This is a genomic window from Agromyces sp. NPDC004153 (assembly GCF_053603635.1).
On the sequence record NZ_JBSGFY010000001.1, the window covers coordinates 1,904,103 to 1,918,871 of the forward strand.

Consider the following 14,769-nt stretch of genomic DNA (forward strand, 5'->3'; position numbering starts at 1 on the left):
GGCTCGACGGGTCGCCTCGAGGTGGGTCGCTCCGACGCCGGCCGGCTCGGCGCGGCATCCCTCGGCTCGGCTAGCGTTGCCGCCATGGCGAACCCTCCCCGCATCCGCGTCGGCATCATCGGCACCGGCTGGATGTCCGACATGATCGTGCCCGACTTCCGAGCCCTCGACGCGTTCGAGCTCGTGGCCGTCGCCGGGCGCGACGGCGAGCGCACGCGCGCCTTCGCGGAGGCCCGCGGCATCCCGCACCCCGGATCGGTCGACGACCTGCTCGGCCGCGACGACCTCGACCTCGTCTACATCGCGACCACGCACGACAGCCACTTCGAGCTCGCCCGTCGCGCGCTGGAGCGCGACCTGCCGGTGCTCCTCGAGAAGGCGTTCACGATGGATGCCGCGGAGGCCGAGCAGCTCGTCGCGCTCTCGCACGAGCGCGGCGTCTTCCTCATGGAGGCGATGTGGATGCGGTTCAACCCCGCCATCCGCCGCGTCGCCGCGCTGCTCGCCGAGGGCGCGATCGGCGAGCCGCGCAACCTCGCCGCGACGTTCGGGTTCGTCATCCCCGATCCGACGCACCGGCTCTGGGACGCGGAGCACGGCGGCGGCTCGGCACTCGACCAGGGCGTCTACCCGCTCGCGCTCGCCGACCTCCTCTTCGGTCCGCACACGTCGCTCGCGGCCACGGGCTCGCGGCTCGGCCCCGACGGCGCGCCGACCGTCGTGGACGGCGAGCTGGCCGTGCTCCTGGGCTACGCCGACGGTCGGCAGGCGACGCTCGCGACGTCGCTGCGCTCACTGCTGCCGTGCGACGCATGGATCGGCGGCACCGCCGGCCGCATCCGGATCCTGCCCGCGTTCTGGGCGACCGAGGGCTTCGTGCTCGAGCACCCCGTCGGCGGCGTCGAGCTCGACCGCGAGGAAGTGCTGATCCCGAAGATCGGCAACGGATACGTGCCGATGCTCGAGGCGGTCGCCGAGGCGCTGCGCGACGGACGGATCGAGCACGACCTCAGCAGCCATGCCGCGACGCTGCGCGTCATGCGCGCGGTCGACGCGGTGCTCGCGGCGGTCTGACGCACGCGGCGGGAAGCTCCTCCCGATCAGGCGGATGCCGCGGGCACGACCGCCGCGCCGAGGCCGGCCGCGTCGACGCCGGCGAGCCCGCCGAGCGCGAACGCCGTGACGGCGTCGAGCGTCGGATCGGCGCCGAGCACGCGCGCGTGACCCGCGCCGTCGGTGAGGACGAGCCGCGAGCGCTCGCCGTGGGCGTCGTGCAGGCGTAGCGACTCGCCGACCGAGACCTCGCGGTCGGCGCGGTCGTGCACGAGCAGCAGCGGCACGCCGTCGGGCAGCGGATTCGACACCGCGTCGACGCGTGCGAACGGCTCGGCCACGTCGGGAACGACCCGACGCGCGAACTCGCGGGCGAGCACGTCGGCGCTCGCGGGTCCGATGCCGACCCGTTCGGCGAACGAGTCGACGAGGTAGCGGGCATCGCCCATGCCGGCGATCGCGACGACGCCGCCCGCTGCGGTGCCCTCGCGCGCGGCCGTGAGTGCCGCGAGGGCGCCGAACGAGTGCCCGATCACGAGACGGAACATGCCGTAGCGGCGTTGCATCGCCTCGATGCCGGCGAGGTAGTCGCGGATGTCGGTGCGTCGCCCGGCGGAGGCGCCGTTGGCCGGCGCGTCGAATGCGACGACGCGGAACCCCTCGGCGCGCAGCTCGCGGACGATCGGCCCGAACTGCGAGGCCCGGCCGCGCCAGCCGTGCACCACGAGCACGGTCTCGGGCCCGTGGCCCCACGAGTACGTCACGACCTCGCGCTCGCGCACGGTGATCGTGCCGCGTGACGCCTGCTGGTGCACCGCCCGATCGCTCGAGCGGACGGGCAGCACCGGCCGCACCTGGCGGAACAGCGGCAGCGCCAGGCGTCCGGCGAGCGACGGGGAGACGCGGTCGGCGGCGCGGAGCGCCGAGACGGCGAGGGTGGTGGCGGGGTTCATGACGGCCTCCGATGGTCGTGGCTCGCGGCATCCGCGGGACGATGTCCAATCAATACGAACGATCGTACGTATACTATACGAACGATCGTGCGTAAAATACAAGACATGGACCAGGTCGACGGGCGACGGCTTCGCGGCGACGCGTCGCGGCGCGCCGTGCTCGAGCGCGCGGCCGACCTCGCGTCGGTCGAAGGACTCGACGGGCTCTCGATCGGGCGGCTCGCGGCGGCGGCCGACGTGAGCAAGAGCGGTGTCGCCACGCTGTTCGGCTCGAAGGAGCGGCTGCAGCTCGCGACGGTCGAGGCCGCGGCGCAGCGGTTCCGCGAGCACGTGCTCGAGCCCGCGCGCGTCGAACCGCGGGGCGTGCGCCGCATCGCGGCCCTGCTCGACGCCTGGATCGCCTACTCGCGCGACCGCGTCTTCCCCGGCGGCTGCTTCTTCGCCGCCGCCCTCGTCGACTTCGACGCCAAGCCCGGGCCCGTGCGCGACGCGATCGCCGCCGCCTACCGGAGCTGGAACGACTACCTGCGCATCTCGGTCGGGTACGCGATCGAGCAGGGCGAGCTCGATGCGGGCACGGATGCCGCGCTGCTCGCGTTCGAGTTCGTCGCCCTCCTCGACGCGGCCAACGCGCAGTCGGTCATGTCGGGGTCGCCCGAGCCGTACGCGCTCGCCCGCCGCGCGATCGCGCCGCGACTGCTCGCCGCCGGTGCGGCCGACGACGTCGTGCGCCGATTCCTCGACGTCGACGACCTCGCCGCCTGACGCGGCGCATGCCCGATCGGCGCCCTCCAGCAACCGGGCACGATCGACGAGGCGCCGGCCGACGCCGGTCCGCGACTAGAAGCTCGTGACGAGGTCGCCCAGCACGTCGCTGACCTTGGTCGGGTCGGTGGCGTCGTAGTAGTGCGCACCTGTGGCGCTCGAGATCGACTGCAGCGTCGCGACATCCGCATCGGCGCCGTACGCCAGCGTGAAGATGAGCACCGGGGTGTCGTGGTGCAGCGCCTTCAGGTTCGCGATCATCTGGTTGGCGTCGATCGTCGGCGTCATCGTCTCGTTCTTGCCGTCGCTCAGCAGCACGATCGCGTTGATGCGGTCGGGCTGGAAGTTGGCCGCCTGCTCCTTGGCGAACGTGTCGACCGCCGCGTAGAGCGGGGTGAACTCGATCGGCTGCAGGCCGCCGAGTGCGCGCAGGAAGTCGGGGCGGGATTCGCCGATGTCCTGCACGGGGCTCACGTTGCCGGGCGTGATCGGGCCGTCGTCGATCGACGAGAACGCGGCGAGGCCGAGGTTGTCGCCGCCCGAGAAGTGCCCGAGCGCCTCGGTGATGGCGTCCTTCGCGGCGGCGAGCTTCGTCTCGCCGGTCGCGATGGGCTCCTCCATCGAGCCCGACACGTCGACGAGGAACAGCAGCTGGGCGCGCTTGCGCACGTCGGGGAACGCCTCGTGCGCCGCGACGACCACGCGCTGGGACGGGAAGGGGAGGCCGCCGTCTTCGGTCGGGTCGCCGAGCAGGCCGACCGACTGGACGATCGGGCTCAGTCCGCCGTTGAGGTCGCGGTAGCCCGTGTCGCGAACGATCTGCTGTCCCTGGCTGGTGCGGGCGTACCGGATGAAGTCCGCGCCGGCGGCCGTCTCGGTCTCGTCGACCCAGGGACCGGAGAGCACGGCGCCCGGGTTGTCGGCGATGTAGTAGCCGTCGCTCGGGTAGATCGGCACGAGCGGCTCGGCGGGCGGCGTGCTCTCGATGCGGTTGACGCCGTCGCGGCTCGTGATGCCGCGGTTGTAGTCCCACACGGACTTCTCGTCGACGATCACCGCGGAGAGGAAGTCGGCGACGGAGCCGGTGTCGGCCGCCTGGCGCGCGTGCCAGAGGAAGTGCTCGGGCGTCGCCATGTAGTGACTGGTGCTCAGCTCGTGCTGGCGCACCTCGTCGGTGACCTCTTCGTCTTCGATCTGGTCGGACGTGAGGTCGGCGAGGGACCCGGCGGCCGCGCCGTACGAGGCCAGCAGCGCGGCCTCGCCCGAGCTCGCGATCAGCGGACTCGTCTTGCCGAGCTTGAAGGCGCCCCATTCGGGGTGGCCGAGGTCGGTCCAGAGGTTCGCGTCGTCGGCCGCCCCGAAGATCTCGTCCCACGTGGGGCGCTCCTGGTCCCATCCGATCGCGGTCGCGAGCGACTGCGGCATGGCCAGCACGATGTCGGAGTACCCGATGCTGTCGGCCGCCTTCGGCACGCTCGCACCGCCGCCGCCGTAGCGCGCGACGGAGAGCCACGAGCTCGCGTCGGGGATCCAGACGATGGGCCGCTCGTCTTCGGGCAGGTCCTTGAAGTTGGCGGCAGCGTCCTCGGCGGCGATGCCCGACTTGTCCTTGACGACCGCCACGCTGACGCAGTTGCCCTCGACGTCGCGGGGCTGCGCGTTGTAGCCCTCGGCGAGCTTGGTGACCATCTCGGCGTTCTCGAGGGAGGCCATGACCTTCACCGGCGTGCACGGCTCGGCGCCCTGGGCGGCGGCGGGCTCGTCGTCCTCGAAGACGACGGGCTCGGCGGGCTTGGGCGTCGACGCGGTGGTCTCGGGTTGGCCGTCGCCCTGGTTCATGAGCACGGCCGCGGTCACGCCGCCGGCCGCGAGCAGCACGATGGCGGCCACGGCGGCCGTGGAGCCCCAGACGACCCGCCGGCGGCGCCGGCGGCGCTCCTCGCGAAGCTGTCGCCGGTCGCTGCTGCGCGACGGCAGGCCCGCGCTCATGGCGTCGCCTCGAACCGCCACGGGCCGGTGTAGGGCGGGCGGTCAGTGCGAGCGGAACGGGCGTCCAATGCGTGGCGCATCGAAGAATCCTTCAGTCCGGGGGTACTGGGATCGTCGTGAGCCTATCTCAGAAGCCTGTGGAGAAGCCGAGCGTGCACACAGGAAGCATTCGGGCGGCGTTCAGGTCGTCGCGTCGCGCAGGCTCAGGTCGTGGCATTCAGCATGCCGATGAACACCGCGGTCCACCACGCGACCTGCGAGACGATCGCGCTCGTCATGAACCCGACGCGCGCCGCCTTGGGCAGTTGGGCGTACCGAGCCGTCGGTGGAACGCGCGCGAGATCGGCCGTCCAGCGGGTGAGTGCGACCCCGTTGAGCGACAGCACGAGCACCGCGACCATCTTGATGATCGTGAGCGGACTGTCGAGGTGCGGCTCGAGCAGCGCGCCGGTCGCGAGCAGCCCGAACAGGCCCACCCAGATCGGAATGATGAGCGTGCGGTCGGCCTGCCGGAGCTCGCGCACCGAGCTCCAGCCGGTGGCCCAGAGCAGTGCATGCCAGTCGATCGCGAGCACCGCCCCGAGCCCGACGACGAGCGCGGCGAGGTGCCCGAACAGGGCGATGACGTGCAGCCAGTCGGGCGGGGAGAGCAGCTGGCTCACCCAGATCGAGAGCACCCATGCGGCGGTCACCCCGATGTAGGCGAGCGCACGCTGCCGTTGCCGGCGGCGCCGCTTCTCGCGGATCGTGATCGTCACGGCCGAGCCCACCCCTCGTCCGTTGCGGCCGAGCGCCGTCACGCTTCGAGCACGAGTGCGAGCGAGGTGTCCCCGCACGGGACGACGGCTTCGCCGCCCGGGAGGCTCGCGGCATCCGTTGCCGTGGCGTCGTCGCGCAGCGGCATGAGCGCATCGGCGAGGCCGTCGAGGCGCAGGAGCGCGCCGGTGGCCCGGCGCGCGTCGGTCGACGCCACGATGCGTCCCGACGAGTTCACGAGGGTGCACGGATGCCCCGACTCCCGGATCACCGGCAGCAGCACGCGCTCGAGTCGCGCGACGTAGAGGTCGGTGCCCACGAGGCCCGCCATCTCGCCGCCCACGCGCACCGGCGTGGTGATCGTGACCGTGTAGTCGTCGGTGCAGAGGTAGTCCACGTAGGGACCGGTGAGGTGCCGCGTCCCGGTGCGCGCGGGAACGCGCCACCACTCGAGGGTCGTGTAGTCGCGGAACTGCTCGGAATCGGGATCGCTCACGACCTCCAATCGTCGCAGCTTCGCGTCGGGTCCGGCGCCGAAGGTGTTCGTGCCGCTGAGCCACCAGGCCAGGTGCCAGGGGGCGTCGGCGAGGAATCCGGGTGCTGCGACGAAGCCCGCACCCGTGATGAGCGTGCCGTCGCGCTCGAGCTCGGCGCTGACGAGGGCGGCGACGATGGGGTCGAGGGTCGCCGCACTGGGGTCGGATGCCCCGGTCAGCGCACCCGCGAACGGGCCCTCGAGCTCGCGCTCGAGCACGTCCCGCCAGCCGTCGATCATGGCGAAGACGGGGTCGATCGTGGAGGCGATGCGCCGCGCGATGTGCTCCGCGGCGACGTCGACGGTGACGGTCATGGCCTCCCTCCTTCCGGTGTCGCACCCCCGGATGCCTCGGCGGCATCCGGCGTCGGCGCCTGCTCGAGGCGCACCTTCTCGTCGATGAGCCACTCCACGGCCGACGCGATGTGGTCGGTGGTCGCGCGCCGTGCACGTTCTGGCTGCACGTCGCGGATCGCCTGGATGACCTCGAGCCGGGCGGTGCGACTGCGATCACGTGAATCCTGCTCCCTCATGCACAGCCAGAGCAAGGCCCCGGCCTCCGCCTGCAGGCGCAGCTCCTCGTGCACGAGCCGCGGCGACTGGCTCACCGCGGCCACCTCGAGCTGGAATCGGCCGACCGCGCGGCGGGCTCCGCCGGGGGTCGTGAGGTCGGCGCGGGCGTCGATCTCGACGAGGCTCGTGAGGTCGTCCTCGCTCGCGCGGTCGGCGGCGATCTCGGCCGCCATGCCGGCGATCGCCGCGTAGTGCAGGGAGAGGTCGCGCAGCTCGATGCGGCTGAGGGCGCGAACGCGGTCGTCGACCATGCGGCTGGCGGCGTCGCGGTCGTGGGTGACGAAACTGCCGCCGTCGCGGCCGCGCCGGGTCTGCACGAGGCCCTTATCGCGTAGGGCGACGAGCGCCTCGCGCGCGGTGACGACGGCGACGCCGAGGCTGCGCGCGAGGTCGGACTCGCTCGGCAGGCGCTCGCCGTCGCGCAGCACGCCGGCGACGATCGCGTCGGTCAACCGCTGCTCCACGAGTTCGGCCCGGCCGGCCCCGTCGAGCGGCGAGAACACGACCGCGCGCGTGGCATCTGCGCGGCCCGTCGCCTGCGGCATCCGTTCCTCCCGTACCCGGCGTCTGGAAATCCGTGACAAGACCGTAACACGCAGGACTGGACGTAGACATCTGGATCCATATGATTTAGACGAACGCACATCGAAGGGGAGAGCGTCATGACCGACCAGCAGCCGGCCATCCGGCTCACCGGACTCACCAAGGAGTTCGGCGCCGTCACCGCCGTCGACCACGTCGACCTCGAGATCGCGGCGGGCGAGTTCTTCTCCATGCTCGGGCCCTCGGGCTCGGGCAAGACCACCGTGCTGCGGCTCATCGCCGGGTTCGAGCAGCCCACCTCGGGCACGATCGAGCTCTTCGGCACCGACGTGACCAAGCGCGCGCCGTTCGACCGCGACGTGAACACGGTGTTCCAGGACTACGCGCTGTTCCCGCACATGAACGTGCTCGACAACGTGGCCTACGGCCTGCGCGTGCGCGGCATCGGCCGCAAGGAGCGCAACGAGCGCGCCCGTCGGGCCCTCGCCTCCGTGCGCCTCGAGCAGATGGCCGACCGCAAGCCCTCGCAGCTCTCAGGCGGCCAGCGCCAGCGCGTCGCGCTCGCCCGGGCCACCGTCGTCGAGCCGAAGGTGCTGCTGCTCGACGAGCCGCTCGGCGCCCTCGACCTCAAGCTCCGCGAGCAGATGCAGGTCGAGCTCAAGCAGATCCAGCGCGACCTCGGCATCACGTTCATCTTCGTGACCCACGACCAGGAGGAGGCGCTCACGCTCTCCGACCGGATCGCGGTGTTCAACGCGGGCCGCATCGAACAGCTCGGCACCCCCGCCGAGCTCTACGAGCAGCCCACCTCCCGCTTCGTGGCCGACTTCGTCGGCACCTCCAACCTCTTCGACGACGAGCGCTCGCGCACGATCCTCGGACGCGACGGCCACCACTCGGTCCGCCCCGAGAAGATGACCGTCACGCGCGACGGCCTGCAGGGCGCGGGCGTCGTGAACGTCGCGGGCACCGTCGTGGAGGCCATCTACCTCGGCAGCGGCGTGCGCCTCGTCGTCGACCTCGACGACGGCACGCGCGTCAGCGTGCTCGAACAGAACGACCGCGATCGCGTCCACGACGACGAGCGCGGCGACCGGGTGGTCGTCTCATGGCACGACGACGACGTCGTGCCGCTGGGACCGGGCGTGCTCCCCGGGATCTCCGGCTGAGGCATCCGCCGGCCGGACCAAGCCCAACGCACCTGCAACTGCACATCACCGCACCACCTGCACTGCACAGAACAAGGAGAGAACCATGATGCGAATGCGCACCGCCGCTCGCGGCGCGACCGTGGGGCTCGCGATCGCCTCGGTCGCACTGCTCACGGCCTGTGGAACGTCCGGCGGGTCCGGATCCGGAGGCGGCGAGGCCGCCGAGGAGCTCGGCGAGATGGAGGGCCAGGTCTCGATCCTCGCGTGGCCCGGCTACGTCGAGGACGGCTCGAACGACCCCGAGGTCGACTGGGTGACGCCGTTCGAGGAGGACACGGGCTGCGAGGTGACGGTCAAGACCTTCGGCACCTCCGACGAGGCCGTGAACCTCATGAAGACCGGCGAGTACGACGTGGTGTCGGCCTCGGGCGACGCGACCCTGCGGCTCATCGCCGCGGGCGACGTGGCTCCCGTGAACACCGACCTCATCCCGAACTACGCCAACATCTACGACTTCCTCAAGGAGAAGGAGTGGAACTCGGTCGACGGCGTGCCCTACGGCGTGCCGCACGGCTACGGCGCGAACCTGCTCATGTACAACACGACGGTCTTCCCCGAGGCCCCGACCTCGTGGGACGTCGTGTTCGACAAGGCCGGCGACTACTCCGGCAAGGTCACCGCGTACGACTCGCCCATCTACATCGCGGATGCCGCGGTGTACCTGATGGCGCACCAGCCCGAGCTCGGCATCGAGAACCCCTACGCCCTCGACGAGGAGCAGTTCCAGGCCTCCGTCGACCTGCTGAAGGCCCAGCGCGAGCACGTTGGCGAATACTGGTCGGACTACCTCAAGGAGATCCAGGCCTTCACGACCGGCGACTCGGTGGTCGGCACGACCTGGCAGGTCATCCAGAACGTGCTCGCGTCCGAGGGCGCGACGACCGACGTCGTCCTGCCCGAGGAGGGCGCGACCGGCTGGTCGGACACGTGGATGATCTCGTCGCAGGCGAAGAACCCGAACTGCGCGTACGCGTGGCTCGACTACATCGCCAGCCCCGAGGCGAACGCCACGGCCACCGCGTACTTCGGCGAGGCGCCCTCGAGCGACGAGGCCTGCGAGTACCGCGACGACTGCGAGGCGTACCACGCCGGTGACGCCGACTACGCGTCGCAGATCTGGTACTGGACCACCCCGATCGAGGACTGCGTCGACGGTCGCACCGATGTGACGTGCGTCGACTACGCGGCCTGGACCGAGGCCTGGCAGGAGATCAAGGGCTGACGCCCGCATGACCGGGGCGGCCCGGACCCGAACGGGCCGCCCCTTCCTCCCCATCCACGACGGAAGACCGTCCGACAGGAACGCCGCATGACGACGAACGCCCCGACGAGGCAACCGCTCCGATCCCCCCGCGACACGTTCGCGCGGAAGGGGTCGGCCTTCCTCGCGACCCATCCCAGGGCGCGACTGGCCTTCCTGCTGACCGCGCCGCTGTTCTGGCTCGTCGTCGTCTACATCGTGGCGCTCGCCCTGCTGCTCGTCACCGCGTTCTGGTCGGTCGACAGCTTCACAGGCGAGATCACGACCGAGTTCACGCTCGACAACATCATCGAGGTCGTCACCGGCTCGCTGTACCAGGTCGTGACGCTGCGCACCCTCGGCGTCGCGCTGCTCGTCACGCTCATCGACGTGCTGCTCGCGCTGCCCATCGCGTTCTTCATGGCGAAGGTCGCCTCGCCGCGCATGCAGCGCGTGCTCGTCATCATGGTGCTGACCCCGCTCTGGGCGTCGTACCTCGTCAAGGCGTATGCGTGGCGCTCCGTCCTCTCGCAGGACGGCATCCTCGAGTGGCTCCTCTCGCCGTTCGGCGGGCACACCCCCGGCTACGGGCTCTCGGCGACGATCATCACGCTGTCGTACCTCTGGCTGCCCTACGTGATCCTGCCGATCTACGCAGGACTCGAGCGGGTGCCCGACTCGCTGCTCGAGGCATCCGGCGACCTCGGCGGCAAGACCTGGCCGACGTTGCGGCTCATCGTGCTGCCGCTCATCTTCCCGGCCATCATCGCGGGCACGATCTTCAGCTTCGCGCTCTCGCTCGGCGACTACATCACGGTGAACATCGTGGGCGGCGCCAGCCAGATGCTCGGAAACCTCGTCTACACGAACGTGGGCGCGGCGAACAACCTGCCGCTCGCGTCGGCGATCGCGCTCATCCCGATCGTGATCATCTTCGGCTACCTCTTCCTCGTGCGCCGCACCGGCGCCCTCGACAACCTCTAGGGGCGACGGATGCGACTCTCACGGCTCTCCCGCACGATCCTCGCCGTCGTCACGGCGTTGATCCTCCTCGTGGTCTACGTGCCCCTCTTCGTCGTGCTCGTGAACTCCTTCTCGACCTCGACGTCGCTGACCTGGCCGCCGCCCGGCTTCACGCTGGAGTGGTGGGGCCGCGCCTTCCAGAGCGCGGGCGCGGTCGAGGCGGTCTGGACGAGCGTGCAGATCGCGGCGATCGCCACGGTCATCTCGCTGATCCTGGGCACGCTCATCTCGCTTGCGCTGCAGCGGTTCTCGTTCTTCGGCCGCGACGCGATCAGCCTGCTCGTGATCCTGCCGATCGCGCTGCCCGGCATCATCACCGGTATCGCGCTGAACAACTTCTTCCGCACGATCATGGGCGTCCCGCTGTCGATCTGGACGGTCGTCATCGCGCACGCGACGTTCTGCATCGTGACGGTGTTCAACAACGTCATCGCGCGCCTGCGCCGGCAGGGCACCAACCTCGAGGAGGCGTCGAGCGACCTCGGCGCCGGCGTCTGGACCACCTTCCGGCTCGTGACGTTCCCGCAGCTGCGGTCGGCGCTCCTCGCAGGTGGCCTCCTCGCCTTCGCGCTCTCGTTCGACGAGATCATCGTGACGACGTTCACCGCCGGCTCGGGCGTGACGACGCTGCCGATCTTCATCCTGAACAACATGTTCCGGCCGAACCAGGCACCGATCGTGTCGGTGATCGCGGTCGTCCTCGTCGTCGTCTCGATCGTGCCGATCTACATCGCGCAGCGGCTGTCGGGTTCGGAGCAGCAGCGTCGGTAAGCCTGCTCAGATGTGCACGGATGCCGCGCCGCAACGCACATCGGCGCGATTCACCGACGCTTCACCCTCGGGACCCTTCCACCGCTCGCCGTCGGTCGCCTAGTCTGGCGACGTCTCGGGGGCAGTGGGCACCCCGCGCGATGAAGCTGGGGAGCTCCGATGATCCGGTCCGTCCGCTCTGTCACCGTCATGATCGCCGCAGCTTCGCTGCTCGCCGTCGGCCTGGCCGCCGCTCCGGCGGCGGCGGCCGAGGCCGCCGCTCCTTCCGAGGTGTTCATCAGCGAGTACGTCGAAGGTTCGTCGAACAACAAGGCGATCGAGATCTACAACCCCACCGGGGCATCCGTGGACCTCGGCCAGTACACCCTCCGCCAGTACTCCAACGGCAGCTCGTCCGCCAGCCTCAGCGTGGCCCTCACGGGGACCCTCGCAGCGGGGGACGCCTTCGTCTTCGCGCACGCGTCGTCGGCGGCGGGGATCCTCGCGGTGGCCGACCAGACGAGCGGTGCCGGCCTGTGGAACGGCAATGACGCGCTCGTCCTCTCGAAGGGCACGACCGTGGTCGACTCGATCGGGCAGGTCGGCGTCGATCCTGGCGCCGAATGGGGCACCGGACTGACCTCGACCCAGGACAACACGCTCCGCCGCGCAGAGACCGTGTGCACCGGCGACACCGACCCGACCGACGCGTTCGACCCCGCCGCGGAATGGGTGGGCTTCGCCTCGAACACGTTCGACGGGCTCGGAACGCACACTTGCGGCGAGGCGGGGCCGCAGCCGACGGTGATCAACGAGTTCTCCGCGTCGACCGCCGGCACCGACGTCGAGTACGTGGAGCTGCTCGCCGAGCCCGGCACCGACCTGGGCGGCGTCCGCGTCCTCGAGATCGAGGGCGACGCCGGCACCTCCCTCGGCGTGGTCGACGAGGTCGTCTCGTTCGGCGCCCCTGACGACGAGGGCCGCGCCCTCGCCTGGCTGCCCGCCAACGCCCTCGAGAACGGCACGATGTCGCTGCTGCTCGTCACCGGTTTCGCGGGGGCGCTCGGGAACGACCTCGACGCCGACGACGACGGCGTGATCGATGCGGTCGACGGGCTCGCGATCGTCGACTCGGTCGCGGTCCACGACGGCGGCGCGAGCGACCGGGCCTACGGGAACACGGTGCTCACCGCCGCGTACGACGGGGGCGCGTTCCCGGTCGGCGCGGCGTCGCGGATCCCCGACGGCGCCGACACCGACTCGACGGCCGACTGGGTGCGCAACGACTTCGACAAGGCCGGCATCCCCGGCAACACCGGCACGCTCGTCAGCGGCGAGGCGGCGAACACTCCCGGCGTCCGCAACTCCCTCACGGTCGTGATCGTGCCGCTGCCTCCGGCCGACTGCGCGGCCCCGGTCGTGACGATCGGATCCGTGCAGGGCACCGGCGCCGCGTCGCCGGTGGCCGGTGCATCCGTCGAGATCGAGGGCGTCGTGACCGGCGACTTCCAGGTCGGCGGCTTCGACGGCTACTACCTGCAGGATGCCGGTGACGGGAACGCCGCGACGTCCGACGGCATCTTCGTGTACGCTCCGACCGGCCTCGACGTCGCCGCAGGCGACGTGGTGCACATCGCCGGCACCGTGAGCGAGTTCTTCGGCATGACGGAAGTCACGGCGACCGCGAACTCGGCCTGCGACCACGGTGCTCAGCTTCCCGCTCCCGCCGCGATCACCCTGCCGGCGGCGTCGCCCGATGTCTACGAGCCGCTCGAGGGCATGCGCGTCACGCTGCCGCAGTCGTTGTCGATCCTCGAGTTCTTCGAGTACGGGCGCTTCGGCACGGTCACGCTCGGCAGCGAGCGCCACCTGACGCCCACCGCGGTCGTCGAGCCCGGACAGCCCGCGATCGACCTGGCTGCGGCGAACGCACTCGACTCCATCACGCTCGACGACGGCCGCAGCGAGGAGAACCCCGACCCGGCAATCCACCCGAACGGCGAGACGTTCACGCTCGAGAACTCCTTCCGCGGTGGCGACCTCGTCGCGAACGCGACCGGCGTGCTCGACTACCGCTTCGACACTTGGGCCGTTCAGCCCACCCAGGGCGCCGACTACCAGGCCGTGAACACGCGCACGGCCAACCCGGTGCCCGAGGTCGGCGGCACGACGAAGGTCGCGAGCTTCAACGTGCTCAACTACTTCACGACGCTGGGCTCGCGCGGCGCGAACGACGCCGCCGAGTTCGACCGCCAGGAGGCGAAGATCGTCGCGGCGATCGCAGCGATCGACGCCGACATCGTCGGCCTCATCGAGATCGAGAACAACGGCGATGTCGCCGTCGGCACCCTGGTCGACGCGCTCAACGTCGAAATGGGCGAGGGCACGTACGACTTCATCTCGACGGGTGAGCTGGGAACCGACGTCATCACGACGGCGCTCATCTACAAGCCGTCACAGGTGGCGCCCGTGGGCGACCACGCCGTGCTCGACTCGTCGGTCGACCCCGACTTCGACACCGACTTCAATCGTCCGGCGCTCGCGCAGACCTTCACGGACCTCCAGGCCGGAGGCGAGGTCACGGTCGTCGTGAACCACCTGAAGTCGAAGGGGTCCGACTGCGACGACGTCGGCGACCCCGACACCGGCGACGGTTCCGGCAACTGCAACCTCACCCGCACGAAGGCCGCGGTGGCGCTCTCGGAGTGGCTGGCCGGCGACCCCACGGGCCAGGGAGCCGGCAACGAGCTCGTCATGGGCGACCTGAACTCCTACGACAAGGAGGACCCGATCGATGCGTTCCGCGCGGCCGGGTACACCGACCTCGTGCACGAGTTCCAGGGCGAGGACGCGTACTCGTACGTGTTCGACGGCCAGCTCGGGTACCTCGACTACGCGCTCGGCGGCACCGGCATCGTCGACCGCGTCACGGGCGCCGAGCCGTGGCACATCAACTCCGACGAGCCGAGCCTGATCGACTACGACATGACGTTCAAGAAGCCGGCGCAGGACGCGCTCTTCGCCCCTGACGAGTGGCGGTCGAGTGACCACGATCCCGTGGTCGTGGGGCTCGATCTCGACGTCATCGCGCCCGAGCTCGACGTGACCGCCTCCGACGACGTGGTCTTCCCGCCCGACGCCAGGTGGCGCTCGATCACGTTCGACGTCGTGGCGATCGACAACGTCGACGCCGACGTCACGGTGGAGATCGTGGGCGTCGAGGCCACCGGCCACAAGGCCGAGATCCGCAAGGTCTCGGACACCGAGGTCGAGGTGCTCGCTCGCCAGGGGGCGACCTACGCGGTAACGTTCGAAGCGACCGACGACTCGGGCAACGCCACGACCCAGACGGTCACCATCCGCGTGGCACCGTGAGGT

General features: G+C 70.6%; 12 protein-coding genes. 7 read left to right on the plus strand and 5 right to left on the minus strand.

The window, feature by feature from the left end:
• Window positions 1–84: 84 nt before the first annotated feature.
• Entirely contained in the window at window positions 85–1,074 is a 990-nt protein-coding gene (locus ACWEOH_RS08890; protein ID WP_452030118.1) for a Gfo/Idh/MocA family protein, read from the plus strand.
• A gap of 26 nt (window positions 1,075–1,100) precedes the next feature.
• Here ACWEOH_RS08890 and ACWEOH_RS08895 read toward each other — a convergent pair whose 3' ends face one another.
• On the minus strand, window positions 1,101–2,006 hold the full coding sequence (locus ACWEOH_RS08895; protein ID WP_452030120.1) for an alpha/beta hydrolase family protein: 906 nt from the start codon (window positions 2,004–2,006) through the stop codon (window positions 1,101–1,103).
• Between the two features lie 105 nt (window positions 2,007–2,111).
• Here ACWEOH_RS08895 and ACWEOH_RS08900 point away from each other — a divergent pair, with 105 nt between their 5' ends.
• Window positions 2,112–2,771 carry a TetR/AcrR family transcriptional regulator gene (locus ACWEOH_RS08900; protein WP_452030122.1) on the plus strand — a complete coding sequence of 220 codons (660 nt, stop codon included), beginning with the start codon at window positions 2,112–2,114 and terminating at the stop codon, window positions 2,769–2,771.
• 75 nt (window positions 2,772–2,846) lie between these two features.
• On the opposite strand, the gene ACWEOH_RS08905 is transcribed toward ACWEOH_RS08900, so the two are convergent.
• From ACWEOH_RS08905 to ACWEOH_RS08920, 4 genes are all read right to left on the minus strand, one after another.
• Entirely contained in the window at window positions 2,847–4,760 is a 1,914-nt protein-coding gene (locus ACWEOH_RS08905; protein ID WP_452030123.1) for a substrate-binding domain-containing protein, read from the minus strand.
• Window positions 4,761–4,963: 203 nt separating this feature from the next.
• Window positions 4,964–5,518 carry a hypothetical protein gene (locus tag ACWEOH_RS08910; RefSeq protein WP_452030124.1) on the minus strand — a complete coding sequence of 185 codons (555 nt, stop codon included), beginning with the start codon at window positions 5,516–5,518 and terminating at the stop codon, window positions 4,964–4,966.
• Window positions 5,519–5,556: 38 nt separating this feature from the next.
• Entirely contained in the window at window positions 5,557–6,366 is an 810-nt protein-coding gene (locus ACWEOH_RS08915) for a PDC sensor domain-containing protein (protein ID WP_452030126.1), read from the minus strand.
• Complete coding sequence (locus ACWEOH_RS08920) at window positions 6,363–7,169, minus strand: FadR/GntR family transcriptional regulator (RefSeq protein WP_148733146.1); 807 nt, start codon at window positions 7,167–7,169, stop codon at window positions 6,363–6,365. The genes ACWEOH_RS08915 and ACWEOH_RS08920 overlap by 4 nt, the downstream gene beginning before the upstream one ends.
• A 117-nt stretch (window positions 7,170–7,286) precedes the next feature.
• On the opposite strand from ACWEOH_RS08920, the gene ACWEOH_RS08925 reads away from it, so the two are divergent.
• The 5 genes from ACWEOH_RS08925 (at window position 7,287) to ACWEOH_RS08945 (ending at window position 14,766) form a co-directional block, all read left to right on the plus strand.
• Window positions 7,287–8,336 carry an ABC transporter ATP-binding protein gene (locus ACWEOH_RS08925; protein ID WP_452030128.1) on the plus strand — a complete coding sequence of 350 codons (1,050 nt, stop codon included), beginning with the start codon at window positions 7,287–7,289 and terminating at the stop codon, window positions 8,334–8,336.
• Between the two features lie 85 nt (window positions 8,337–8,421).
• Entirely contained in the window at window positions 8,422–9,600 is a 1,179-nt protein-coding gene (locus ACWEOH_RS08930) for an ABC transporter substrate-binding protein (protein ID WP_452030130.1), read from the plus strand.
• 87 nt (window positions 9,601–9,687) lie between these two features.
• A complete protein-coding gene (locus ACWEOH_RS08935; RefSeq protein ID WP_452030132.1) occupies window positions 9,688–10,602 on the plus strand; it encodes an ABC transporter permease in 915 nt (304 codons plus the stop codon).
• A 9-nt stretch (window positions 10,603–10,611) separates the two neighbouring features.
• On the plus strand, window positions 10,612–11,412 hold the full coding sequence (locus tag ACWEOH_RS08940; protein ID WP_452030134.1) for an ABC transporter permease: 801 nt from the start codon (window positions 10,612–10,614) through the stop codon (window positions 11,410–11,412).
• A gap of 159 nt (window positions 11,413–11,571) precedes the next feature.
• Window positions 11,572–14,766 (plus strand): ExeM/NucH family extracellular endonuclease, encoded by a 3,195-nt coding sequence (locus ACWEOH_RS08945; protein WP_452030136.1) that lies wholly within the window; start codon window positions 11,572–11,574, stop codon window positions 14,764–14,766.
• Window positions 14,767–14,769 lie beyond the last annotated feature (3 nt).